At 64.6% G+C, this 24,747-nt stretch carries 26 protein-coding genes; 3 read left to right on the forward strand and 23 right to left on the reverse strand.

What is annotated here, in order from left to right:
- Nucleotides 1-9 precede the first annotated feature (9 nt).
- The 18 genes from LH19_RS09220 to LH19_RS09305 form a co-directional block, all read right to left on the reverse strand.
- Entirely contained in the window at nt 10-1,644 is a 1,635-nt protein-coding gene (locus LH19_RS09220; protein WP_054727283.1) for a ribonuclease J, read from the reverse strand.
- Entirely contained in the window at nt 1,641-2,426 is a 786-nt protein-coding gene (locus LH19_RS09225) for a type III pantothenate kinase (protein ID WP_054727285.1), read from the reverse strand. The genes LH19_RS09220 and LH19_RS09225 overlap by 4 nt, the downstream gene beginning before the upstream one ends.
- Nucleotide 2,427: 1 nt before the next feature.
- Complete coding sequence (locus tag LH19_RS09230; protein ID WP_082395543.1) at nt 2,428-3,228, reverse strand: biotin--[acetyl-CoA-carboxylase] ligase; 801 nt, start codon at nt 3,226-3,228, stop codon at nt 2,428-2,430.
- Nucleotides 3,150-4,580: an NADH-quinone oxidoreductase subunit NuoN gene (gene nuoN, locus LH19_RS09235; protein ID WP_054727288.1), complete on the reverse strand. Its 1,431-nt coding sequence runs from the start codon at nt 4,578-4,580 to the stop codon at nt 3,150-3,152. Before nuoN ends, LH19_RS09230 begins: the two co-directional genes overlap by 79 nt.
- Complete coding sequence (locus LH19_RS09240) at nt 4,577-6,136, reverse strand: NADH-quinone oxidoreductase subunit M (protein WP_145923405.1); 1,560 nt, start codon at nt 6,134-6,136, stop codon at nt 4,577-4,579. Before LH19_RS09240 ends, nuoN begins: the two co-directional genes overlap by 4 nt.
- Nucleotides 6,133-8,190, reverse strand: coding sequence for an NADH-quinone oxidoreductase subunit L (nuoL, locus tag LH19_RS09245; protein WP_054727290.1), 2,058 nt, complete (start codon nt 8,188-8,190; stop codon nt 6,133-6,135). The genes LH19_RS09240 and nuoL overlap by 4 nt, the downstream gene beginning before the upstream one ends.
- Before the next feature lie 4 nt (nt 8,191-8,194).
- A complete protein-coding gene (gene nuoK, locus LH19_RS09250) occupies nt 8,195-8,500 on the reverse strand; it encodes an NADH-quinone oxidoreductase subunit NuoK (RefSeq protein WP_003051614.1) in 306 nt (101 codons plus the stop codon).
- Nucleotides 8,497-9,108, reverse strand: a complete 612-nt coding sequence (locus LH19_RS09255; RefSeq protein ID WP_054727292.1) for an NADH-quinone oxidoreductase subunit J — start codon at nt 9,106-9,108, stop codon at nt 8,497-8,499. The genes nuoK and LH19_RS09255 overlap by 4 nt, the downstream gene beginning before the upstream one ends.
- Nucleotides 9,109-9,120: 12 nt before the next feature.
- The gene (nuoI, locus tag LH19_RS09260; protein ID WP_054587889.1) at nt 9,121-9,609 is read right to left on the reverse strand and encodes an NADH-quinone oxidoreductase subunit NuoI; all 489 of its coding nucleotides are present in this window, start codon (nt 9,607-9,609) and stop codon (nt 9,121-9,123) included.
- Entirely contained in the window at nt 9,606-10,649 is a 1,044-nt protein-coding gene (gene nuoH / locus LH19_RS09265) for an NADH-quinone oxidoreductase subunit NuoH (RefSeq protein WP_054727294.1), read from the reverse strand. Before nuoH ends, nuoI begins: the two co-directional genes overlap by 4 nt.
- Nucleotides 10,650-10,779: 130 nt before the next feature.
- The gene (gene nuoG / locus LH19_RS09270) at nt 10,780-12,792 is read right to left on the reverse strand and encodes an NADH-quinone oxidoreductase subunit NuoG (protein WP_054727296.1); all 2,013 of its coding nucleotides are present in this window, start codon (nt 12,790-12,792) and stop codon (nt 10,780-10,782) included.
- Nucleotides 12,792-14,081, reverse strand: coding sequence for an NADH-quinone oxidoreductase subunit NuoF (nuoF, locus tag LH19_RS09275; protein ID WP_054727297.1), 1,290 nt, complete (start codon nt 14,079-14,081; stop codon nt 12,792-12,794). The genes nuoG and nuoF overlap by 1 nt, the downstream gene beginning before the upstream one ends.
- A 3-nt stretch (nt 14,082-14,084) precedes the next feature.
- The gene (locus LH19_RS09280) at nt 14,085-14,753 is read right to left on the reverse strand and encodes a complex I 24 kDa subunit family protein (protein WP_054727299.1); all 669 of its coding nucleotides are present in this window, start codon (nt 14,751-14,753) and stop codon (nt 14,085-14,087) included.
- Entirely contained in the window at nt 14,753-15,058 is a 306-nt protein-coding gene (locus LH19_RS09285; RefSeq protein WP_054733273.1) for a nuclear transport factor 2 family protein, read from the reverse strand. The genes LH19_RS09280 and LH19_RS09285 overlap by 1 nt, the downstream gene beginning before the upstream one ends.
- Nucleotides 15,059-15,081: 23 nt before the next feature.
- Nucleotides 15,082-16,299 carry an NADH-quinone oxidoreductase subunit D gene (locus tag LH19_RS09290; protein ID WP_201258471.1) on the reverse strand — a complete coding sequence of 406 codons (1,218 nt, stop codon included), beginning with the start codon at nt 16,297-16,299 and terminating at the stop codon, nt 15,082-15,084.
- 35 nt (nt 16,300-16,334) lie between these two features.
- Entirely contained in the window at nt 16,335-17,237 is a 903-nt protein-coding gene (locus LH19_RS09295; RefSeq protein ID WP_054727303.1) for an NADH-quinone oxidoreductase subunit C, read from the reverse strand.
- On the reverse strand, nt 17,237-17,791 hold the full coding sequence (locus LH19_RS09300; protein WP_145923404.1) for a NuoB/complex I 20 kDa subunit family protein: 555 nt from the start codon (nt 17,789-17,791) through the stop codon (nt 17,237-17,239). Before LH19_RS09300 ends, LH19_RS09295 begins: the two co-directional genes overlap by 1 nt.
- Nucleotides 17,788-18,162, reverse strand: coding sequence for an NADH-quinone oxidoreductase subunit A (locus tag LH19_RS09305; RefSeq protein ID WP_054727306.1), 375 nt, complete (start codon nt 18,160-18,162; stop codon nt 17,788-17,790). Before LH19_RS09305 ends, LH19_RS09300 begins: the two co-directional genes overlap by 4 nt.
- Before the next feature lie 221 nt (nt 18,163-18,383).
- Here LH19_RS09305 and LH19_RS09310 point away from each other — a divergent pair, with 221 nt between their 5' ends.
- Together LH19_RS09310 and LH19_RS09315 are read left to right on the forward strand one after the other, a co-directional pair.
- Nucleotides 18,384-18,866 carry a YbjN domain-containing protein gene (locus LH19_RS09310; RefSeq protein WP_054727308.1) on the forward strand — a complete coding sequence of 161 codons (483 nt, stop codon included), beginning with the start codon at nt 18,384-18,386 and terminating at the stop codon, nt 18,864-18,866.
- Nucleotides 18,863-19,174 (forward strand): hypothetical protein, encoded by a 312-nt coding sequence (locus LH19_RS09315; protein ID WP_054727310.1) that lies wholly within the window; start codon nt 18,863-18,865, stop codon nt 19,172-19,174. Before LH19_RS09310 ends, LH19_RS09315 begins: the two co-directional genes overlap by 4 nt.
- Nucleotides 19,175-19,198: 24 nt before the next feature.
- Here the strand turns inward: LH19_RS09315 and LH19_RS09320 are convergent, their stop codons facing one another.
- The 3 genes from LH19_RS09320 to LH19_RS09330 form a co-directional block, all read right to left on the reverse strand.
- On the reverse strand, nt 19,199-20,017 hold the full coding sequence (locus LH19_RS09320; protein WP_054587900.1) for an inositol monophosphatase family protein: 819 nt from the start codon (nt 20,015-20,017) through the stop codon (nt 19,199-19,201).
- 41 nt (nt 20,018-20,058) lie between these two features.
- Complete coding sequence (efp, locus tag LH19_RS09325; protein ID WP_054587901.1) at nt 20,059-20,622, reverse strand: elongation factor P; 564 nt, start codon at nt 20,620-20,622, stop codon at nt 20,059-20,061.
- Between the two features lie 110 nt (nt 20,623-20,732).
- A complete protein-coding gene (locus tag LH19_RS09330) occupies nt 20,733-22,691 on the reverse strand; it encodes an OPT family oligopeptide transporter (RefSeq protein ID WP_054727312.1) in 1,959 nt (652 codons plus the stop codon).
- 125 nt (nt 22,692-22,816) lie between these two features.
- On the opposite strand from LH19_RS09330, the gene LH19_RS28580 reads away from it, so the two are divergent.
- Entirely contained in the window at nt 22,817-22,966 is a 150-nt protein-coding gene (locus tag LH19_RS28580) for a hypothetical protein (protein ID WP_156344022.1), read from the forward strand.
- Here LH19_RS28580 and LH19_RS09340 read toward each other — a convergent pair.
- On the reverse strand, nt 22,963-23,571 hold the full coding sequence (locus tag LH19_RS09340) for a M23 family metallopeptidase (RefSeq protein ID WP_054727315.1): 609 nt from the start codon (nt 23,569-23,571) through the stop codon (nt 22,963-22,965). The genes LH19_RS28580 and LH19_RS09340 overlap by 4 nt on opposite strands.
- Nucleotides 23,571-24,698 carry a L,D-transpeptidase family protein gene (locus LH19_RS09345; protein WP_054727317.1) on the reverse strand — a complete coding sequence of 376 codons (1,128 nt, stop codon included), beginning with the start codon at nt 24,696-24,698 and terminating at the stop codon, nt 23,571-23,573. Before LH19_RS09345 ends, LH19_RS09340 begins: the two co-directional genes overlap by 1 nt.
- Between the last annotated feature and the right edge of the window lie 49 nt (nt 24,699-24,747).

Genomic DNA, 24,747 nt, shown 5'->3' on the forward strand with positions numbered 1-24,747 from the left:
TTCCGTAGGTCAGATATCGACGAGCATGACGTCGACGACGGGTTTCTTGCCCGTCCAGTTGGTCGCAACGCGCCGCACGCCGAGCCGGATCGCCTCGCGCAGCTTTTCCTCGTCGCGGGCCGGGCCGGTCGCCGCCTGCTCGGCGGCTTCGCGAAGCTCGTCGACGAAGGTTTCGCGCTCGTCCTCGACCGGAACGCCGCGATAGCTCACCGCGCTGTCGACGAAGCGCTTGTCCGAAAAGATCACCGCGACCGAAATCTGGCCGTTGAGCGCCAGCTTGCGCCGCTCGTTGATCGTCTCGCCGTCGGCGGGCAGGATCACGTCGCCGTCGAGGATGAGTCGCCCCGAACGCACACGCTCGACGATTTTCGCGGGCCCCGGCGACAGGCGGACGAGATCGCCATTTTCCTGGATCAGCGCATCGGGCACGCCTTGTTCTAGTGCGAAGCGCGCCTGTTCGTGCATATGGCGGATCTCGCCGTGCACCGGCACGACCAGCTTGGGCCTGAGCCAACCGTAAAGCGCCGCCAGTTCGGGCTGGCCCGGATGGCCGCTGACGTGGATATGCGCCTGCTTTTCGGTCACCGTCAGCACGTCCTTCGCGGCGAGCTGGTTCATGATCCGCCCGATCGCGACCTCGTTGCCGGGAATCTGCTTCGACGAAAAGACGACGGTATCGCCGGCCTCGAGCTTGATCTGGTGCCCGTCGGAAGCCATGCGCGCCAGCGCCGCGCGCGGTTCGCCCTGCCCGCCGGTGGCGATCACCATCAGCTTGTCGCGCGGCAGCCGCATCGCCTCGTCAAAATCGACCGTCGGCGGGAAATCCTTGAGATAGCCGACCGAGCGCGCGACGCCGAGGATGCGGTCGAGCGAGCGGCCCGCGACGCACAAGGTCCGCCCGGTCGCTTTGGCCACCGCGCCCAGCGTCGCCAGCCGCGCGGCGTTCGAGGCGAAGGTGGTGACGACCACCCTGCCCTTTGCCGCGCCGACCGCCTGAGTCAGCCCCTCGCGCAGCCCGCCCTCGCTGCCCGACGCCTCGGCGTTGAACGCATTGGTCGAATCGCAGACGAGCACATCGACGCCCTCGTCGCCGATCGCGGTCAGCGCCGCGGCGGTCGCGGGCTGCCCAAGGATCGGTTCCTCGTCGAGCTTCCAGTCGCCGGTATGGAAAACGCGGCCATAGGGCGTGTCAATCACCACCGCGCTCATTTCGAGGATCGAATGCGCCAACGGGACGAGCCGGATGCCGAAGGGCCCGATCCGGAAACTGGCGTCGATATCGACGACCTTGATCTCGACCTCTTTCTCCAGCCCTTCCTCGGCAAGCTTGTGCGCGATCAGCCCCGCGGTGAACCGGTTGGCATAGAGCGGCACGCCAAGGTCGGCGGCCAGATAAGGAATCGCGCCGATATGGTCCTCGTGCCCATGGGTCAGCACGATGCCGAGCAAATCCTTCTTGCGGTCCTCGATGAATTCGAGGTCGGGCATGACGATGTCGATGCCGGGATAATCGTGGCTGCCGAAGGTCACGCCAAGGTCGGCCATGATCCATTTGCCGTCGCAGCCATAGAGATTGGCATTCATGCCGATCTCGCCCGAGCCCCCCAATGCGAGGAAAAGCAACTCCTTGCCGGGGGTGGTCATCTGTCCTGCTTCCGTTGGTTATAGAGATGCATCAACCCGTTGAGCGTCAAATCGGGCTCGATACGGTCGAACAACTGTGCCTGTTCCTGGAACAGCGTCGCAAGGCCGCCCGTCGCGATGACGGTAAGCGGTTTGCCGATCTCGGCTTTCATTCGCGCGATCAGGCCTTCCATCATCGAGACATAGCCCCAATAGACGCCGATCAGCATCTGGCTTTCGGTGGTGCGCCCGATGACGCTATCGGTTTCGGGCGCTTCGATGGCGATGCGGGGCAGCTTCGCCGCCGCCGCGACCAGCGATTCGAGCGACAGATTCACGCCCGGTGCGATGATGCCGCCAAGATAGGCGCCATCCGGCCCGATATGGTCGAGCGTCGTCGCGGTGCCGAAGCTGATGACGAGCTTGTCCCTGCCCGGCGCGACGGCTTGCGCCGAGATCGCGTTCACCGCCCGGTCGGCGCCGACCGACTGCGGTTCGTCGACCTTCAGCGCGATGCCCCATGTTACCGGGTCACGCCCCGCGACCAGCGCGTCGACGCCGAAATATTTATGCGCGAGCAGTTGCAGATTGTGGAGCGCGCGCGGCACGACGGTCGAAATGATCACATCGCTTACCCCGGCGCGGTCATGTCCCTCGATGCGCAGGAGCTGGTCGAGCCAGACCATATACTCGTCCGCGGTGCGGCGATCGTCGGTCGCGATCCGCCAGCGCGCGAGCAGTTCGGTGTCGCGGAACAGCGCGAATTTGGCGTTGGTGTTTCCGACATCGATCGCGAGCAGCATCTCAATTCCCCTCGACCGGGCGGCGCAGCTCGACGTCCCCGGCATGGATCAGCATGACCTCCCCGTCGGCGCGGCGCAAGCGCAGCGCGCCGTCGGGCGCGAGCCCGTCGAAACTACCGTCGATGCCCTGCTCCGACACGCGGAGCGGGGTCCCGACCGGATGGCCTTGCGGCAGCCAGGCGCGGACGATGCTGTCGACACCCTCCTGCCGCCATGTCCATAATATATCGACCATCGCGATCGCCAGGGCCTCGGCGAAGCGATCGCGGTCGAGCACCGCGCCCTTGGCGGCGAGCGCCGCCGTCGGGCGATCGGGCAGTTCGGGCGCGGCGACCAGATTGACGCCGATCCCGATCACCACCGCATTGCCCGTGCGCTCCATCAATATGCCGGCGCATTTGGCGCCGTCGACAAGCAGGTCGTTCGGCCATTTGAGCCGGGCGTCGAGCCCCGGCGCCATCGCCGTCACCGCTTTCGCCAAGGCGACCCCCGCGACCAACGCGAGCGTCGCGGGCGACGGATCGCCGGCGGTCAGGTGGACGACGGTCGAGCCCATGAAATTGCCCTGCCCGTCGTTCCAGCCGCGGCCCAGGCGGCCGCGGCCGGCGGTCTGGCGGTCGGCGACGAGCCAATGGCCCTCGCCGACATGCTCGCCGCCCGCCAGTCGCGCCAGCAGGTCGGCGTTGGTCGAACCTGTCTGCGCTACCCGCTCGATCGGGGGGATCAGAACAGCACCGACGCGGCGCCCGCCGAAGCGATCGCCAGCATGGGAATGAACAGATAGCCGATCACCGACAGCCACAGCGCGCTGACCGCGACGATCGTACCCTCGACGACATTGCCGCCGCCGGTGACTTCGACGTCCGACTTGTCGTCGAAATACATCGTCTTGATGATCGCGATATAATAAAAGGCGCCGATCACCGAAGCGACGATACCGGCAACCGCAAGCGGTACGAGGTTGGCGTTCACTGCCGCCTCGAACACCAGATACTTCGGCCAGAAACCGAACAGCGGCGGGATGCCGGCAAGGCTGAACAGGAACACCGCCATCGCCGCGGCAAGCCCCGGGCGGCGCTGCGACAGGCCGGCGAGCGCCGGGATGCTTTCGACCTGATTGCCCTCGGCGTCGCGCAGTTGCAGAACGACGAGGAAAGCGCCGAGCGTCGTCACGACATAGACGAGCAGATAGGTCAGCACGCCCTCGACCCCTTGCTGCGTCCCGGCAGCGAGGCCGATCAGCATGAAGCCGACGTTGTTGATCGACGAATAGGCAAGCAGGCGCTTGATATTCTTCTGGCCGATCGCGCCAACCGCGCCGAGGATGATCGACGCGAGCGCGAGGAAGATGATGATCTGCTGCCAGGCTCCGACCGCAGGCCCCATCGCGTCGATCACGACGCGCGTCGTCAGCGCCATCGCCGCCACTTTCGGGGCGCTGGCGAAGAAGGTCGTCACCGGCGTCGGCGCGCCTTCATAGACGTCGGGGGTCCACATATGGAACGGCACGGCGCTGATCTTGAAGCCGAGCCCCGCGAGCACGAAGACGATGCCGAAGATCAGCCCGATATTGATCTCGCCGCCCATCCGCGCCGCGATACCGGCAAAATCGGTAGTGCCTGAAAAGCCGTAAAGCAGCGAGATGCCGTAAAGCAGCATGCCCGATGCGAGCGCGCCGAGGACGAAATATTTGAGCCCCGCTTCGCTCGACCGCTCGTCGGTGCGCATGAAGCTGGCGAGCACATAGGCGGCAAGGCTGTTGAGCTCGAGCCCGACATAGAGCGTCATCAGGTCGCGCGACGACGCCATTATGCCCATGCCGAGCGCTGCGAATAGGATCAGCACCGGATATTCGGCGCGCATGCCGCCGGTGAAGAAGCGCGGCGCGACGAGGATGCAGACGAAGCTCGCGGCATAGATCAGCAGCTTGGCGAAACCGCCGAAACCGTCGACCGACAGCGTGCCCGAAAAGACGGTTGCGTTGACGCCGAACAGCGCCACGACCGCCGCCGCGGCGGCGGCGAGCGTCAGCAACGACGCCCCCTGATACAGGCCGACCTGCCGGTCACCCGCGAAGGTGCCGAGCATCAGGGTGATAAGCCCGCCGATCGTCAGGATCAGCTCGGGCCAGATGAGCGCGAGATCGGCGGTCATTGGACGCCTCCTGCGTGGCTCGATCCGTGGGCCGCTTCGCCTTCATGCGCCTTGGCCGCCTTCGGCTTGGCTGCGGCAAGATGCGCGTCGCCGGCGGGCTTGGCGGGCGCGAGGCGCGCGACCACCGTCGTCACGTCGCCGCGCATCGGCGCGAGGAAGCTTTCGGGATAGACGCCCATCCACAGCGCCACGGCGGCGAGCGGCGCCATGATCGTCCATTCGCGTGCGGTCAGGTCGGGCATCGCCTTCACATCGTCCTTGGTCAGTTCGCCGAACACGACCCGGCGGTAGAGATAGAGCATATAGGCGGCACCGAGGATGATGCCGGTGGTGCACACGAACGCCACGACGCTCGACGCTTCATAGATGCCGAGCAGGCTCAGGAATTCGCCGACGAAGCCCGACGTGCCCGGCAGGCCGATCGACGCCATGGTGAACAGCATGAAGAACAGCGCATAGGCCGGCATGTTCACCGCGAGCCCGCCGTAACGGTCGATCTCACGCGTGTGGAGCCGGTCGTAGATTACGCCGACGCAGAAGAAGAGCGCGGCCGAGACGACACCATGGCTGAGCATGATGATCAGCGCGCCTTCGATCCCCTGCTGGTTGAACGCGAAGAGGCCCGCAGTGACGATCGCCATATGGGCAACCGACGAGTAAGCGATCAGCTTCTTCATGTCATTCTGCACCAGAGCGACGAGGCTGGTGTAGACCACCGCGACCATCGACAGCGCGAAGACGATCCACATGAGCTGCGCCGACGCGTCGGGGAACATCGGCATCATGAAGCGCAGGAAGCCATAGGCGCCGAGCTTCAGGAGCACGCCCGCGAGGATCATCGAGCCGGCGGTCGGTGCCTGCACATGCGCGTCGGGAAGCCATGTGTGGACGGGCCACATCGGCATCTTGACCGCGAGGCTGGCAAAGAAGGCAAGCCACAGCCATGTCTGCATTTCCGGCGGGAAATTATAGGCGAGCAGCGTCGGGATGTCGGTCGTCCCCGCTTCGCGGATCATCGCGATCATCGCGACGAGCATCAGCACCGATCCGAGCAGCGTGTAGAGGAAGAATTTGAACGCCGCATAGATGCGGTTCGCACCGCCCCAGATACCGATGATGAAATACATCGGGATCAGTCCGGCTTCGAAAAAGATGTAGAACAGCAGCAAATCCTGCGCGCAGAACACGCCGATCATGATCGTTTCCATGATCAGGAACATCGCCATGTAGAGGCCGACACGGCTCTTGATCGCGTCCCAGCTTGCGAGGATGCAAAGCGGCATCAGGAAGACGCTGAGCATGATCAGCATCAGCGCCATGCCGTCGATGCCAAGCGCCCACTGGAAACGCCCGAACAGGTCGGCGCGTTCGGTGAACTGCCACTGCGCCCCCCCGATGTCGAACTGCGCCCAGAGGACGCAGCCGAGCACGAAATCGACCAGGGTCGCGGCGAGCGCGATCAGCCGCGCGTTGCGGTCACCGGCATAGATGCAGAGGACGGCCGCAACCAGCGGCACCGCGAGCATCAGCGAGAGGATGGGAAGACCGCCGCTCACAGGAAATTCACCATGGCCCAGCTGGCGAGGCCGACAAGACCGAGCAGCATCACGAACGCATATCCATAAACATAACCCGATTGCAGCCGGACCGCGAGACGGGTCCCCCCTTGCACGAGCGCCGCGGCGCCATCGGGACCGAAGCGGTCGATGGTGCCTTCATCCCCGCGCTTCCAGAAGAAGCGGCCGATCGCGAAGGCGGGCTTCACGAACAGGATGTTATAGAGCTCGTCGAAATACCATTTGTTGTACAGGAACTGGTGGAGCAGCTTGAACTGCGCCACGAAACGTCCCGGCAGGCTGGTGTTGCGGATATAGCTGTTCCACGCGAGGAACAGGCCGATCGCCATCACCGTGAACGGCGTCCACTTGACCCAGGTCGGCACCTCGTGCGCGGCGTGCATCAGATGCTCGTCGAACGCGATGCTGCCCTTCCAGAAGGCAAGGCCTTCTTCGGGATAGATGAACGGGTGCGCGAAGACGAAGCCTGCGAACACGGCGCCGATCGACAGCACGATCAGCGGGATCAGCATCGGCAACGGGCTTTCGTGCGGGTGATAACCCGCCGTGCCGTCGCTCGAAGATCCATGATGTGCGTCATGGTGGTGATCGTCGTGCGCCGCATGCGCGTGATCGTCATGGCCGTGGCCATGGTCGTCATGCACCGCGTGCTGGATATGCTCGCTCTGCTCCCAGCGCGGCTTGCCGTAGAAGGTCAGGAAAACGAGCCGCCACGAATAGAAGCTGGTGAGCAGCGCCGCGAAGATACCGACCCAGAAAGCGATCTGACCGCCGCCGCCGGCAGCGAACGCCGCCTCGAGGATGCCGTCCTTCGAGTGGAAGCCGGCAAAGCCCGCGACGCCCGCGATGCCAACGCCGGTGATCGCCAGCGTGCCCATCGTCATCGCCCAGAAGGTGATCGGGATATGCTTTCTGAGGCCGCCGTAATAGCGCATGTCCTGTTCGTGGTGCATCGAGTGGATGACCGAGCCGGCGCCAAGGAACAGCAGCGCCTTGAAGAAGGCGTGCGTGAACAGGTGGAACATCGCCGCGCCATAGGCGCCGACGCCCGCGGCAAAGAACATGTAACCGAGCTGCGAACAGGTCGAATAGGCGATGACGCGCTTGATGTCCCACTGCGTCGTGCCGACCGTCGCGGCGAACAGGCAGGTCGCGGCACCGACGAAGGTGACGACGCCGAGTGCGATCGGTGCGGTCTCGAACATCGGCGACAGGCGGCAGACCATGAAGACGCCTGCGGTAACCATCGTCGCGGCGTGGATCAGCGCCGACACCGGGGTCGGGCCCTCCATCGCGTCGGGAAGCCAGGTGTGCAGGCCGAGCTGCGCCGACTTGCCCATCGCGCCGACGAACAGCAGCAGGCAGAGGATCGTCATCGTGTCGAGCCGCATCCCCATGAAGGTGATCGTCGAGCCAGCCATGCCCGGCGCAGCGGCAAGAATCTCGGGGATCGACACGGTACCGAACACCAGGAAGGTGCCGAAGATGCCTAGCATGAAGCCCAAATCGCCGACGCGGTTGACGACGAACGCCTTGATCGCCGCCGCATTGGCGCTCGGCTTTTTGTACCAGAAACCGATGAGCAGGTAGGATGCGAGGCCGACGCCTTCCCAGCCGAAGAACATCTGGACGAGATTGTTCGCGGTCACGAGCATCAGCATCGCGAAGGTGAAGAGCGACAGATAGGCGAAGAAGCGCGGCTGGTCCGGGTCTTCCTCCATATAGCTCCAGCTATAGAGGTGGACGAGCGCCGACACCGTCGTGATCACGACGAGCATCACCGAGGTCAGCGTATCGACGCGCAGTTCCCAGTTGAACTGCAGCGCGCCCGATGAAACCCAGTGCAGCACCGGCGTCACCCCGGCTTCGCCCGTTCCCGCCACGAACGACAGGAAGATCGGCCAGCTGAGCGCGCAGCTGACGAACAGCGCGCCCGTGGTGACGATTTTCGACGCGAACGGGCCGATGACCCGCTGGCCGAGCCCTGCGACAAGCGCCGCGAGCAGCGGCAGGAAAACGATCGCCTGGATCACCGGCTTACCCCTTCATCCGGTTGGCATCGTCGACGGCAATGGTGCCGCGGCCGCGGAAATAGATAACGAGAATGGCAAGACCGATCGCCGCTTCACCCGCGGCAACGGTCAGCACGAACATCGAGAAAACCTGCCCGACGAGATCGCCCAGCGCCGCGCTGAACGCGACGAGGTTGATGTTCACCGCCAGCAGGATGAGCTCGATCGCCATCAGGATGACGATGATATTCTTGCGGTTGATGAAGATGCCGAGCACGCCCAGCGTGAACAGCACCGCCGAAACGGCGAGATAATGGCCGACCGAAATCACAGTTCAACCCCCTGCCCGGTGCCCGGATCGACAAGGCGTGTCGCATCCTCGGGACGGCGCCGGTTCTGCGCCGAGATATTCTGGATGCGCACCCCGCCGCGCGTGCGATGCGTCAGCACGATCGCGCCGATCATCGCGACGAGCAGGACGATGCCCGCCGCCTCGAACAGGAAGATGTAACGCGTGTAGAGCAGTTCGCCGATCTGCTGGATATTGCTCTTGTCGCTGACCACCGGCGCGGCCCGCGCGGCAAGGTCGACCCCGCCGGCACTCCACGCACCGACCGCGAACACCAGTTCAGCGGCGAGAATGATCGCGACGAGCGCGCCAAGCGGCAGGTACCGCACGAAACCGGCGCGCAGTTCGGCGAAATCGATGTTCAGCATCATCACGACGAACAGGAACAGCACCGCGACCGCGCCGACATAGACGATGACGAGCAGCATCGCGATGAATTCGGCGCCCGCGAGCAGCATCAGCCCCGCCGCGTTGAAGAAGGCGAGGATCAGCCACATCACGCTGTGGACCGGGTTGCGCGCGAAAATCACCATCGCCGCCGAGGCGATGACGATGGTCGCGAAGAGGTAAAAAGCGAAGAGCTGGATCATGTGCGCGCGCCCTTATCGATAGGGCGCGTCGGCGGCAAGATTCGCCGCGATCGCGCGTTCCCATTTGTCGCCGTTGGCGAGCAGCTTGGCCTTGTCATAGAGCAGCTCCTCGCGCGTTTCGGTCGCGAATTCGAAGTTCGGCCCCTCGACCACCGCATCGACCGGGCACGCTTCCTGACAGAAGCCGCAATAGATGCATTTGGTCATGTCGATGTCGTAGCGCGTCGTGCGGCGCGAGCCGTCGTCGCGCGGCTCGGCCTCGATCGTGATCGCCTGCGCCGGGCACACCGCTTCGCACAGCTTACACGCGATGCAGCGTTCCTCGCCGTTCGGATAACGGCGCAGCGCATGCTCGCCGCGAAAGCGCGGGCTGAGCGGGTTCTTCTCGAACGGATAGTTGATCGTCGCCTTCGGCTTGAAGAAGTATTTCAGCGTGAGGGCATGCGCCTTCACAAACTCCCACAAGGTGAAGCTTTTGACGAGATGGGCGACGTAACTCATGAATACCTCGTCAGCATCAGATAGCCGGAGATCAGGAAGATCCAGAGAAGCGAAATCGGCAGGAAGATTTTCCAGCCCAGCCGCATCAACTGGTCATAGCGGTAGCGCGGGACGGTCGCCTTGACCCAGCTGAAGACGAAGAAGAAGAAGAGGATCTTCGCGAACAGCCAGATGATGCCCGGCACGGCATAGAGCGGCGCCCAGTCGACCGGCGGCAGCCAGCCGCCCCAGAAGAGCACCGCGTTGAGCGTGCACATCAGCAGGACGTTGGCATATTCGCCGAGCCAGAAGAGCGCGAAGCTCATCGACGAATATTCGGTCTGGTACCCCGCGACGAGTTCCGATTCCGCCTCGGTCAGGTCGAACGGCGCGCGCGCGGTTTCGGCGAGCGCCGAGATCAGGAACATCACCGCGAGCGGGAAGAGCAGCAGGTTGAAACCGAAGGCGTTGACGAAGCCGAGCCCGTGCCCTTGTTGCGCCTTGACGATCTCGTTCATGTTGAAGCTGTCGGCGAACAGCACGACGCCGATCAGGATGAAGCCGATCGAGACTTCATAGCTGATCATCTGCGCCGAAGCGCGCATCGCCGAGAAGAACGGATATTTCGAGTTCGACGCCCAGCCCGACAGGATCACGCCGTATACGCCGAGCGACGACACCGCGAGGATGTAGAGCAGGCCGACATTAATGTCGGCGAGCACTGCACCCGAATTGAACGGGATCACCGCCCACGCCAGCAGCGCGACCGTGAAGGTGATGATCGGCGCGATCAGGAACAGGCCCCGGTTCGCCGAACTCGGGATGATCGTTTCCTGGAGAAACACCTTCAAACCGTCGGCGAAGCTCTGCAGCAGGCCGAAGGGCCCGACGACGTTCGGACCGCGGCGCAGCGCGATCGCCGCCCAGATCTTGCGGTCGGCATAGATGATCATCGCGACCGCGAGCATCAGCGGCAGCGCGATGAGCAGGATGCCGCAAATGGTCGCGACGCCCCACGCCCATTCATAGGACATGCCGAGGCCCTGGAAGAATTCGGTCATCGGCCCGCTCCGTCCTGATTCCGCCAATTGTTATGCGGCCCGGGCTTCTTCGACCGAGGCGGATTGAACCCGCGCCAGACCGAATAGCCCATTCCGGCCAGCAGGACGCTGGCGATGGCATGCGCGGCGGTCATTCTGCGGCCTCCGCATAATCGGCGCCGTGGAGCAATTCGTCCGAGCAGCGCTGCATCGTCGGCGACGCGCGGCAGATGGCGTTGGTGAGGTAGAAATCCTTGATCGGCGACGGGATCGCGCGCGCTTCGGGCTTGGCGGGCAGCTTGGGCACCGTCCAGCCGTAACCGGCAAGCCCTTCGACGCCCAGCGCGGGCACCGCAGCGATCATCGCTGCGCGGCACTCGGCAAAGCTGTCGAAGCCGACCGAGACGCCGAGCGCGTCGGCCAAGGCACGGAAGATGCTCCAGTCCTCGCGCGCGTCCCCCGGCGCGAACACCGCTTTCTCGCTGCGCTGGACGCGGCCTTCGGTGTTGACCGTCGTGAAGTCCTTTTCGGTCCATGCAGCGGCGGGCAGGATGACGTCGGCGGCATGCGCGCCCTTGTCGCCATGATGGCCGACATAGACTTTGAACGTATCGGGCAGCGCCGCGAAATCGACCTCGTCGGCGCCGAGGAAGAAGGCGAGCTTCGGCTTCGCCGCGATCACGTCCTTGATCCCGCCGGGCAGGCCGTAGCCGAGCATCAGCGAGCCCATGCGCGCGGCCGAGAAATGGACGACATTATAGCCGTTCCAGCCGTCCTTGACCGCATCGACCGCCTTGGCGAGCGCAAGGCCCGCGCCATGGACGCCGGGCACCGACAGCGCGCCGCCGCCGAAGATCAGCATCGGCCGCTCGGCGCCCTTCAGCGCGTCGGTGACATGCTTCGGCAGCTTCGCGACGAGCGACGCGTCGTCGCCAAGCCATTCGGTCTTGTAGGTCAGGTCGGTTTCGGGGCCGATCGCGAAAACCTTGGCACCCTTCTTCCACACCGCCTTGCGGATGCGCGTGTTGATCAGCGGCGCTTCCCAGCGCAGGTTCGTGCCGACGAGCAGGATCACGTCGGCATTTTCGGCCTCGGCGATCCCGGTGTTGAAATTGACCGCCGACAGGCTGGTGACGTCGTAATCGAGCCCGGTCTGACGCCCTTCGAGCAGATTGCCGCCAAGCGCGCTCACCAGCGCCTTCGCGGCGAACATCGTCTCGCAATCGGCGAGGTCGCCCGCGATCGCTGCGACCGACGAGCCGGCCTTGACCGCCGCGATGGCGGCAAAGGCTTCGGCCCAGCTCGCGGGCTGAAGCGCACCGTTCACGCGAACATAGGGCTGGTCGAGGCGGCGGCGGATCAGGCCGTCGACATGGTGGCGCGTCTTGTCGCTCGCCCATTCCTCGTTCACATCGTCGTTGACGCGCGGCAGCACCCGAAGGACCTGACGGCCGCGCGCGTCGATGCGCACATTGGTGCCGACCGCGTCCATCATGTCGATGCCGAGCGTCTTGGTCAGTTCCCACGGACGCGCTTCGAAGGCATAGGGCTTGCTGGTCAGCGCACCGACGGGGCACAGGTCGACGACATTGCCCGACAGCTCGCTCGCGACCGCGCGTTCGAGGTACGACGTGATCTGCATATTCTCGCCGCGATAGATCGCGCCGATGTCTTCGACGCCCGCGACTTCCTCCGCAAAGCGGACGCAGCGCGTGCACTGGATGCAGCGGGTCATCACCGTCTTGACGATCGGACCCATGTATTTTTCGGTGACCGCGCGCTTGTTCTCGTCATAGCGCGTCGCGCCGCGGCCATAGGCGACCGACTGGTCCTGCAAATCGCATTCGCCGCCCTGATCGCAGATCGGGCAGTCGAGCGGGTGGTTGATGAGCAGGAACTCCATCACGCCCTCGCGGGCCTTCTTGACCATCGGGCTGTCGGTCTTGATGATCTGCCCCTCGGCGGTCGGCAGCGCGCACGACGCCTGCGGCTTCGGCGGGCCGGGCGCGACCTCGACGAGGCACATGCGGCAATTGCCGGCGATCGACAGGCGCTCATGATAGCAGAAGCGCGGGATTTCCTTCCCCGCCATCTCGCACGCCTGCAAGACGGTCGCGCCCTGCGGGACGTCGAGTTCTACGCCATCTACGGTAACTTTAGGCATTATTCGGCTGCCTCCAGCGCGCCGCCATTCTCGCGGATGCGGCGTTCGATTTCGGGGCGGAAATGCTTGATCAGGCCTTGGATCGGCCACGCCGCGGCATCGCCGAGCGCGCAGATGGTGTGGCCTTCGACCTGCTTGGTCACGTCGAACAGCGTGTCGATTTCACTGATGTCGGCGTCGCCGGTGCGCAACCGCTCCATCACGCGCCACATCCAGCCGGTGCCTTCGCGACACGGCGTGCACTGGCCGCAGCTTTCATGCTTGTAGAAATAGCTGATGCGGCTGATCGCCTGAACGACGTCGGTCGACTTGTCCATCACGATCGCGGCGGCGGTGCCGAGCCCCGATCCGACGGCCTTCAGCCCGTCGAAATCCATCGGCGCGTCCATGATTTCGGCTGCGGGGACGAGCGGCACCGACGAACCGCCGGGGATCACCGCGAGCAGATTGTCCCAGCCGCCGCGGATGCCGCCGCAATGCTTGTCGATCAACTCGCGGAAGGTGATCCCCATCTCTTCCTCGACGACGCACGGGCGCTCGACATGGCCCGAGATCTGGAAGAGCTTGGTCCCCTTGTTGTTCTCGCGCCCAAAGGACGAGAACCACGGCGCGCCGCGGCGCAGGATCGTCGGGACGACTGCGATGCTCTCGACATTGTTGACCGTCGTCGGGCAGCCATAGAGGCCTGCACCCGCCGGGAACGGCGGTTTCAGGCGCGGCTGGCCCTTCTTGCCCTCGAGGCTTTCGATCATCGCGGTCTCTTCGCCGCAGATATACGCGCCGGCGCCGCGGTGGACGAAGACGTCGAAGTCATAACCCGACTTGGCGGCATTCTTGCCAAGCAGGCCGGCGTCATACGCTTCCTGCACCGCCGCGAACAAAGTCTCGGCCTCGCGGATGAACTCGCCGCGGATATAGATGTAGGCGGCGCGGGCGCGCATCGCATAGCCGGCGATCAGCGCGCCTTCGATCAGCTTGTGCGGATCGTGGCGGATGATTTCGCGGTCCTTGCACGAGCCCGGTTCGGATTCGTCGGCGTTGATGACGAGGAAGCTCGGGCGGTCGGCGCGCGGCTCCTTCGGCATGAACGACCATTTGAGCCCCGTCGGAAAGCCCGCACCGCCGCGGCCGCGCAGGCCCGACGCCTTGATCTCCTCGATGATCGCGTCCTGGCCGCGCTTCATCAGGTCTTTCGTCTTGTCCCAATCGCCGCGCGCCTGCGCGGATTTGAGGTTCCACGGCTGGAAACCGTACAGATTGGTGAAGATGCGATCCTTATCGGTCAGCATGGCTTACCACTCCTTCCGATAATCGTGGTTCGCCTTGACCATTTCCGTCAGCGTCGTCGGGCCGCCTTCGGGCTCGCTCGTGTGACGCTTGGGATTCTGGGGACCGGTCTTGGGCTGCTTGCCCGCTGCGAGATCGTCGAGGATGCGCGACATGCTGTCGAAATCGAGATCCTCGTAATTGTCGTCGTTGATCTGGACCATCGGCGCGTTGGTGCAGGTGCCCATGCACTCGACCTCGGTCAGCGTGAACAGGCCGTCGGGCGTCGTCTTGCCCTTGACCATGCCGCGGTTCTTGCATGCCGCCATGACATCGTCCGACCCGCGCAGCAGGCACGGCGTCGTGCCGCAGACCTGCACATGATAGCGGCCGACGGGGACGAGGTTGTACATCGTATAGAAGGTCGCGACTTCATAGGCGCGGATGAACGGCATATCGAGCGCGGCGGCGACATATTCGATCACCGGCACGGGCAGCCAGCCCTGCGTCTGCGTCTCGGCGCCGACCTGCCGCTGCGCGAGGTCGAGGAGCGGCATCACCGCGGAGCGCTGGCGCCCTGCAGGGTAGCGCGCGATGACCGCCTTCGCCTTCTCGGCATTTTCTGCCGTCCACGCAAAAGCGCCCCAGCGCGCGCGGGTTTCAGCTTCGTCGGGGATTTGGGGTGCGTCGGCCATCAGCGGACAAACTCCACACGCGACACCTTGTCGCCTTCAAAACTATAGATCGACATGACCTCGAACGGATCGGCCTCCGGCGAGCGGGCGACCTTTTCATGCAGGACGACGAAGTCGCCCAGCGTGTAACCCGACAGGATATCGGCACGGTTCTGGGGAAATTCGGCGAACATCGCCTTCAGTCCCTCGCGCACGCCTTCCTTGCCGTCGCGAACGACCGCGCCGCGATAGCCGGCTTCGGCCGCATCGTCGGTCATCAGCGCGACATAGGCGTCGGCGTCCTGCGCATTGTAGTGTGCGATCATCGTCTCGGCGATTGCCAGTCTGCTCACCGGTCGCACTCCCCGAACACGACGTCGATCGCGCCGATGATCGCGGTCGTATCCGCCAGCATGTGGCCCTTCGCCATCATGTCCATCGCCTGCAAGTGCGAAAAGGCCGTCGGGCGAATCTTGCAGCGGTACGGCTTGTTGGTGCCGTCGCTGACCAGATAGACGCCGAATTCGCCCTTGGGGCTTTCGGTCGCGACATAAACCTCGCCCGCGGGGACGTGGAAGCCTTCGGTATAGAGTTTGAAGTGATGGATCAGCGATTCCATCGACTGCTTCATCTCGCCGCGCTTCGGCGGCACGACCTTGCGGTCGAGGCTGGCGATCGGTCCCGCCGGCATCTCGTTGATGCACTGCAGGATGATCCGCGCCGACTGATAGACTTCCTGCACGCGGACCATGAAGCGGTCGTAGCAGTCGCCGCGCGTGCCAACGGGAATGTCGAAGTTCATCTTCGCATAGGCGTCATAAGGCTGCGACTTGCGCAGATCCCACGCGATGCCGCTGCCGCGGATCATCGGTCCGGAGAAACCCCACGCCAGCGCGTCTTCCTTGCTCACCGTCGCGATGTCGACGTTGCGCTGCTTGAAGATGCGGTTGTCGATGACGAGGCTCATCGCGTCGCCGAACAGCTTCGGCAGCCGCTTTTCGCACCATTCGCCGATATCGTAGAGCAGCTTTTCGGGCACATCCTGATGGACGCCACCCGGGCGGAAGTACGCCGAGTGCATCCGCGCGCCCGAGGCGCGCTCGAAAAAGTTCAGGCAATCCTCGCGCAGCTCGAACACCCACAGGTTCGGGGTCATCGCACCGACGTCCATGACGTGCGAGCCGATGTTGAGCATATGGTTGCAGATGCGCGTCAACTCGGCGAACAAGGTCCGCAGATATTGCGCGCGATCAGGAACTTCGAGGTCGAGCAGCTTCTCGATCGCCAGCACATAGCTGTGCTCCATGCCGAGCGGCGAGCAATAGTCGAGCCGGTCGAAATAGGGCAAAGCCTGCAGATACGTCTTGTACTCGATCAGCTTTTCGGTGCCGCGATGCAGCAGCCCGACGTGCGGATCGACGCGTTCGATGATCTCGCCATCGAGCTCCATCACCATGCGCAGCACGCCATGCGCCGCGGGATGCTGCGGGCCGAAGTTGATCGTGTAGTTGGTGACGACCTGATCGCCGGCGGTATCCGCCGTATCGACCGGATAGCCTTCGAACATGTCGCTGCCGTGGTGCTTGACCTGAGGAGAGTCGGTCATGCGTCACCTCCCGTCTTGGGCTTGCGCGGCGCGCGCGGCTTGGCGGGCGCTTTCTCGGCCTTGGCGGTCGCGGGTGTTTTGGCGGCCTTGGTCGCCGGCTTTGCCTTCGCACCGTCGCGGCTCGTCTTGGCGGCCTTCAGATTAGTTTTCGCCCCTGCCCCGGTATCGGCCGGCTTTTCGGTCGTCTTCGGGGTCGGCGGCGGCGGCGCTTTCGCCTTGTCGTCGGCCTTCTTGACCTCGGCGGCGGTCATCGGCGTCGGCGCGCCCTTGCCCGGCGCCTCGCCGGTGCCGCCGGCCTTTTCGTCGCCGGGCAGCACATAGTCGGCGCCTTCCCACGGGCTGAGGAAGTCGAAGTTGCGGAAATCCTGTGCCAGCTTTACCGGCTCATAGACGACGCGCTTGTCCTCTTCGCTGTACCGGAGCTCGATATAACCGGTGAGCGGGAAGTCCTTGCGCTGCGGATGCCCCTGGAAACCATAGTCGGTCAGGATGCGGCGGAGGTCGGGATTGCCCGCGAACAGCACGCCGTACATGTCGAACACTTCGCGTTCGAGCCAGCCGGCAACCGGCCAGACGGGCACGATGCTCGGCACCGGCGTCGCCTCGTCGGTGCAGACGCGAACGCGCAGCCGATGGTTCCGCGTGACGCTGAGCAGGTGATAGACGACCTCGAAGCGCTCGGCGCGTTCCGGGTAATCGACCCCGGCGATTTCCATCAGTTGCTGATAATCGAGATTGTCGCGCAGCGCGATCATCACACCGGCGACCGCTTCGCGGCGCACGGTAATGCTGTCCTCGCCGACCGTGAAGACATGCTCGATCAGGTCGGTGCCGAGCAGCTTTGCGAGCGCAGCGCCAATGCCCTCGCGGGGCGCGATCAGGGGAGCGGGACTGGCCATCAGCGTTCGATCGTCCCGGTGCGGCGGATCTTCCGCTGCAACTGCATGACGCCGTACAGCAGCGCCTCCGCGGTCGGCGGGCAACCGGGGACATAGATGTCCACGGGCACGATACGGTCGCAGCCGCGAACCACCGAATAGCTGTAATGATAATAGCCGCCGCCATTGGCGCAGCTACCCATCGAAATGACATATTTCGGGTTCGACATCTGGTCGTAAACCCGGCGCAGCGCCGGCGCCATCTTGTTGCAGAGCGTCCCCGCGACGATCATCACGTCGCTCTGGCGCGGCGACGCGCGCGGTGCGGCGCCGAAGCGCTCCATATCGTAACGCGGCATGTTGACGTGGATCATCTCGACCGCGCAGCACGCCAGCCCGAAGGTCATCCACCACAGCGAGCCGGTGCGCGCCCAGTTGAACAGATCCTCGGTCGAGGTGACGAGAAAGCCCTTGTCGCCGACTTCGCTATTGAGGTCGTCGAAGAAGTTCTGGTCCGGGTTCGTACCGGGCGCAACCGGCATCTGGCCGGGCATGATGATGCTGGAAGTGCTCATTCCCAATCCAACGCGCCTTTTTTCCACGCGTACACAAGGCCGAGCGTGAGTTCGGCGAGGAAAATCATCATCGTGGCCCAACCGGCCCAGCCGATTTCTTCGAGGCTCACCGCCCACGGGAAGAGGAAGGCCGCTTCGAGGTCAAAGATGATGAAGAGGATCGCAACAAGATAGAAGCGCACGTCGAACTGGCTGCGCGCATCCTCGAATGCGGGAAAGCCGCATTCATATTCGGTGAGCTTCGCCGGATCGGGCTGATGCGCACCGGTCAGACGGGCGACGCCCATCGGCAGAAAAACGAACGCCGATGACAATCCGACCGCAATGGCCAGAAAGATCAGGATCGGCAAATATTGCGTCAGGTCGACCATGGGGGCGCGCAGTCCTGTGTTGCTGGCGCTCTTGTGGCGCCGTTCTTGCGGGGCGCTTTAGGCCAGCAAGTCGCACCTCGCAAGCGTTGCGGGCGCTAAATTCGCATGATCGTGATCAAAAGCACTCGGGTGGGTGGCGGCGGGCGCTATTGCCGTGTTACGCCTTCCGCAAGGGTCGGCTTTCCGGGCCGCCAGCGCCCGGCTTCGAATAGGGAGTTTTCATGCAAAAACATATCTTGGGGACGGCACTGGCGCTGGGCGCGGCAACCGTGATCGCGGCGACTCCGGCGCAGGCGGAACTGGTCAACGCCCAGAACCCGGCGACGATCAAGACGATCCTCGAGTCGCAGGGCTGGCCCGCAACGCTGATCCAGAAGGACGGCGACGATCCCTATATCGAAAGCAGCCGCAACGACATGAAGTTCCTGGTGATCTTCATGAACTGCACCGACAACCGGCGGTGCAAGACGATCCAATATTATATGGGCTTCAACGACGCGAAGGACCTCGCGCTGACCCGGCTCAACCAGTGGAACAAGGACAAGCGCTTTGCCCGCGCCTACAAGGACGATGAAGGCGACCCGGTGCTCGAAATGGACGTCGATCTCGACTTCGCCGGCATCCCGCGCGAGAATGTCGGCGAAAGCCTCAACACCTGGTCCTCGCTGATGGACAGCTTCCGCGAGTTCGTTTTCGAGAAGTGAGCGAGACCCTCAATCGGAATGCGGGATATGACCTGATCGCGCTTGTCACGTTTGACGTCGACCCGGGCGCCGAAACGCGCGACAAGCCGATAACCGCCGATTGGGGGCCCAGCATATTGGTGAATAATGTTCTTTATCCCGGGCACGTCAAAGCCTGCGATAAGCCGATATTTTTCGGAGAATCCGGACAAGTGCGGCTTGCGGTGATGACGTTTACCGGGAACCTGTCTCTCACAGTCGGTCAGCAATTCGGTCTCTGTGCGGGACCGCAGCGGATCGCATCCGGGCGCGTTCTCGAAATCCTTTAACGCGGCGGAATACCCCGGCCGCCATCATGCGTTGCGGAGCGCGCCCGCGACCAGTTTCTGCAGCTTCGAGTGCACGGCGCCGCTGCCGGCGATATATTCGCTGCGCTCGATCGCGCGGTCGCCGCCGCGATAATCGCTGACGAAACCGCCGGCTTCGCGCACCAGCAACATGCCCGCCGCGACGTCCCAGACCTGCAGGTCGCTTTCCCAGAAGCCGTCATAGCGGCCCGCTGCGACCCATGCGAGGTCGAGGCTGGCGGCGCCGAAACGGCGAATGCCCGCGACTTCGGGGGCGACCGCACCGAAGATGCGGCTCCACTGCGCCATATTGCCATGGCCCATATAGGGGATGCCGGTGGCGATCAGGCATTCGTTGAGGTGGCGGCGCGACGACACGCGCAGGCGGCGGTCGTGCAGCCAGGCGCCGCGGCCGCGCTCGGCCCAATAGCTTTCGTCGGTCACCGGCTGATAGATCAGCGCTGAGGTGACGTCGCCCCAGCCGCCGCCCGGCTTCGGCTCCTGCACCGCGATCGAAATCGCGAAATGCGGGATGGCGTGAAGGAAGTTCGACGTCCCGTCGAGCGGATCGATGATGAAGCGCGGCTTGCCCGGCTCGCCCTCGATCACCCCGCCCTCTTCGAGCACGAAGCCCCAGCCCGGGCGGTCGCGGGTCAGTTCGTCGTAAAGCGTCCGCTCGGCCGCCTGATCGGCTTTCGATACGAAGTCGGCAGGCCCCTTTTGCGAGACCTGCAAATGCTCGATCTCGCCGAAGTCGCGGCGCAGCTTCGTACCCGCCTTGCGCGCGGCACGTTCCATGACGGTGATGATGCCCGATACGGCCATGTCAAATCTCCACCCGCCCGAATTGCGGGCGGTGATTTCAGTTAGTCGGCGCGGCGAACATATTCGCGGTCGTACACATGCACGACGATGCGGGTACCGCTGGTGATGTGCGGCGGCACCATCACGCGCACGCCATTGTCGAGGATCGCGGGCTTGTACGACGACGACGCCGTCTGGCCCTTCACCACCGCATCGGCCTCGACGATCGTCGCTTCGATCGTTTCGGGGAGTTCGACCGAAATCGGGCGCTCTTCCCAAAGCTCGAGCACGACGTCCATGCCGTCCTGCAGGAACTCGTGCGCCTCGCCGACGACATCCTTGCCGATGTTGATCTGTTCAAAGCTGTCCTTGTCCATGAACACCAGATCGTCGCCCTCGGCATAGAGGAACTGGAAATCCTTGGTGTCGAGGCGGACCTTCTCGACCGTATCGGCGCTGCGGAAACGGTTGTTCAGCTTGCGTCCGTCGATCAGGTTCTTGGCTTCGACCTGCATATAGGCGCCGCCCTTGCCCGGCTGGGTGTGCTGGATCTTGGTGACCTTCCAGATTCCACCTTCATATTCGATAATATTGCCGGGACGGATTTCAACGCCGGTGATTTTCATCGCGCACACTCGCTACACAAGGATGGAAAGAGCCGCCGGCACGCGTCCGCATGCCGGTCACAGGAGCGCGCCTTTAGCCGCGCCGGCGTCGAAGGGCAAGCGGTGCGTGGCTATACTGTCGTCGTGACCGCCTTGCGTGTCCGCGCATAGCTGAGCGCGATCAGCCCCGCGAACAGGCCAAGGCCGACGAAGATCGACGGGATGTGGAAACTGTCGCCGACCACCGCCAGCGGCGCGTCGCTGTCGGTCGCGTAGACGAGGCCGGCATAGAAGACGCCGAACAGGCTTTCGCCGACGATCAGACCCGTCGCGGTCAATACGCCCATACGATGGGCAAAGCCCGGATTGGCGCGGCCTGCGGCCCAGCGGTCATAGAACCAGCCGAGGACGGCGCCGACCACCACGGGCAGGATGACCGCCATCGGCAGATAGATGCCGATCCCGATCGCGAGCGGCGGCAGCCGCAGCTTGCCCGCGCGGCCCAGCAATTCGTCGACAAGGATGAAACCGACGCCCGCCAGCGCGCCGTAGCCGAGCATCGTCCAGTTGAGATCGCCGCCGAGCACGCCCTTCGCCAACGACGAAATCAGTCCCGCCTGCGGCGCCGCGAGGGCATTGGGGCCTGCGCCGGGCACGCCGACGAAGCCCAGCGTCTCGTTGAGGACATTGAGCACCGGCGGCACGACGAGCGAGCCGAAAAAGACGCCGATGATCAGCGCGACCTGCTGTTTCCACGGCGTCGCACCGACGAGCTGGCCGGTTTTGAGGTCCTGCAGATTGTCGTTCGAGATCGTCGCGATGCCGAACACGACGCCGGTGACGATCAGCGCATAGGCGACCATCGCCGCGCTCGCTTCTTCGCCGCCGCCGCGACCGAGGAGCCCGACGAGCAGCAACGACGAGGCGATGATCGCGAGGATGCCGATGCCCGACACCGGCGAGTTCGACGCGCCGATCAGCCCCGCCATATAGCCGGTGACCGAAGCGATCATCAGGCCGATCACCACGACGAAGACCAGCGCGCCGGCGACGAGGATCGCCGCCGAACCAGCGAGCGGTCCGCCGGCGAGGATGGAGCAGAGCAGCCAGGCGATCGGGACAAGCACGAGGAGCGAGCCGCCGAACACCCAGCCGATCGGGATGTCGCGTTCGCCGACCGCGAGTACGGTACCGGCGTGGCGCGCCTTGCTTGCGGCCATGGCGGAGCGAATCCCGCCGATCACCGGGCCGGCGATCTTGATCAGCGTCCAGATGGCCGCCACCGCGATCACGCCGGCGCCGAAAAAACGGACGTCGGAGCGGAACACCGTATTCGCCAGCGTTTCGGCGTCGCCGCTTCCGCCTTGCGTCAGGATCGGCAACAGCACCCACCAGCCGGTGATCAGTCCGACGAGCTGCGCCATACCGACGGAGAGGCCCACCAGATGGCCGACGCCGACCAGCGCGAAACCCAGTCCGCCCGCAACGCCCGTCGCGCCGGTACCGACCGAAAACCATTTCGACACTTCGCCCGCCGCGACCTTCATCTGCGTCAGCAAGGTAAATCCGGCCGCGACAAGGCTGTTCCACAGCAGGGCCGACAGTCCGGCCTTGTTCTCCGCTGCCCCCTCGGCGCTCGCGGCGCCGACCTGCAGCACTTCGGCGGCGGCGCGACCTTCGGGATAGGGCAGGTCGGCATCGACGACGAGCGCGCGGCGCAGCGGGACCGAGAAGAGCACACCGAGGATGCCGCCGAGCATCGTGATCGCGGTCGTCTCGAGCAGCGGAAAGCCTTGCCAGTAGCCGACCATGACCAGCCCCGGCAGCACGAAGATGATCGCCGCCAGCGTCCCCGCCGCGCTGGCGATCGTCTGGACGATATTATTCTCGAGGATCGTCGACCCGGTCATGAAACGCAGCAGCGCCATCGAAATGACCGCGGCGGGAATCGAGGTCGCAAAGGTCAGCCCGACCTTCAGCCCCAGATAGACATTCGCCGCGGTAAACATCAGCGTCAATATTCCGCCGAGCACGATGGCGCGCAGCGTCAGTTCGCGCATTCCCGTTGTCGGCTTGCTGGCTTCGGTCATCGGTTATCTCCCCGTCCGCTGTCTTGCGGGGCCCCGCGCCCGACGCAAGCGAAAAGGCGACGAAGCGATGCCGTTTTGACGCATCGATCCAATCCAGTCGCATGAAAAGCTGCGATTCCATCGACATGACACACATCCATCTCGCCGATCGCAACGACAAAAGGCCGCGCAAGCCGCTGCGCCCCGTGCTGGCCGCCGGCCTGTTCGGCTGGCGCAAACCGCAAGCGTCGAACGAAGACGACCGCAAGGACGGCGCCGCGCCGCGCCCGCGCTAAGGCGTAGGGCGCAGCCCGGTCAGCAGCGGATAGGGGTTGACCGGCTCGCCGGCATTCCAGTCGGCGCCGGGCGTCGTCCGCATCATCTGGAAATGCAGATGCGGCACCGCCGGATCGGCATTGCCGCTGGCCCCGACCGTCGCGATCACCTGCCCGCGCCGGACCGCCTGCCCTTCGGCAAGACCGCGGCGATAGCCTTGCAGATGCGCGTAATAGAGCATCAGCGTCCCGTCGGCCGACCGCTGGTAGATCGTGCGACCGCCACGGCCGGAGGCGAAAAGCTTTTCGATCGTGCCGTCCATCGCCGCGAGAACCGGCGTCCCCGCCGGCGCGGGAATATCGATCGCCGCGTGCAACCGCCCCTCCGACCGGCTCTGGCTCCAGCTATCGATCAGCTCCGAGGCGCGAATTCCCGCAACCGGAATGCCGACCGCCTTGTCTTTGCCGACCGGCGCAGCGGCATCGAGCGCCGCCCCGCTCACCCGGCGCGGTTCCGCCGACGGCGCATCGAGCAGGTCATAGGCGGTGACCCAATAGATCGAGGTCAGGATCGCGGTGACGGTGGCCGTCCACAGGACCAGTTTGGTGGCGGCCTGCCAGCGCATCAGGCGACGAAATCGACCTTGGTGCCGACCGACACCATCTGCGCCAGCCGTGCCGCATCCCAGTTGGTCAGCCGCACGCAGCCGTTGCTTTCGGTGCGCCCGATATTCTGCGGCTCGGGCGTGCCGTGGAGCCCGTAATGCTCCTTGTTGAGGTCGATCCACACCACGCCGACCGGGTTGTTCGGCCCCGGGGGCAGCCGGTGCTTGCCCTCGCTCGCCGCGACCCCGCGCAGCAGCGCCGGATCGAAGGCGTAATCGGGGTTGCGGCCGACCCCCTTCACCTTCCACTTGCCGATCGGCAGCGGATCGTGCGCCGAGCCGGTGGTCACGGTGAACAGCGCGATCAGCTTGCCGCCCGCGTCGAAGACCTTCATCGTTCCGGCTTTCTTCGACACTTCGACCCGGTCGGCCTGCGGCTGGCCGCTCCCGACGCCGAGCGACGACAGCGTCGCCAGCCAGTCGGCGTTATCGATATCGGCGGCGACGATCCGATCGGCGCCGACGTTCGGTACCCGCAATTTCGTCCCCGCGGCGACGGGCGCCGGCGCCGGCGCGGCCGCCGCTTCGCCCGCAGCGGGCGCCGGGTCCGCCAGCTCGGGATTCAAGGTGCGCAACACATCGGGCGTCGTGTGGAAACGCTCGGCGAGTTTCTCGAGGAGCGTTTCATAGCCCATGCTCGCCAGCTTCGCCTGCTCGGCCGCTTTTTCGGGCAATGGCGCGAAAGTAGTCTCGACGTAGCTTGCCGGGACGGTCACCATGCGGGTCGCCGGGATCTTCGCGCTGTCGGTCAGCGCCGCTTTGGTCGCCGCGTCCCATTCGCCGCTGACGGTCAGCCCCTGCGCTTCCTGAAACCCTTTGAGCGCGTTGGTGGTCGACAGCCCCATCTTGCCGTCGACAACGCCCGGCGAAAAGCCGAGGCGGTCGAGCACGACCTGCAACTGCATCTCGGGCCGCGCCACATCGTCGGCGGCTGTGTCGCCATCGCGCGACACCATGCCGTCGTCCTTCCATTCGGGCTTTTTCGCCGCGGCCTCGCTCTTCGGCGGCGAATCGGCTTTCTCGCCCGAACCGCCGCAGGCGGACAGCGTAATCAGGGCGGCGGTGCAGAGCAGGGTCGGAAATTTCATCGGCAATTCCTGTCGTTGGACATGTCTTTCCAACGCACGGAATCGCGGG

Source organism: Sphingopyxis macrogoltabida, from assembly GCF_001314325.1.
In the GTDB taxonomy this organism is placed as follows: Bacteria; Pseudomonadota; Alphaproteobacteria; order Sphingomonadales; family Sphingomonadaceae; genus Sphingopyxis; species Sphingopyxis macrogoltabida.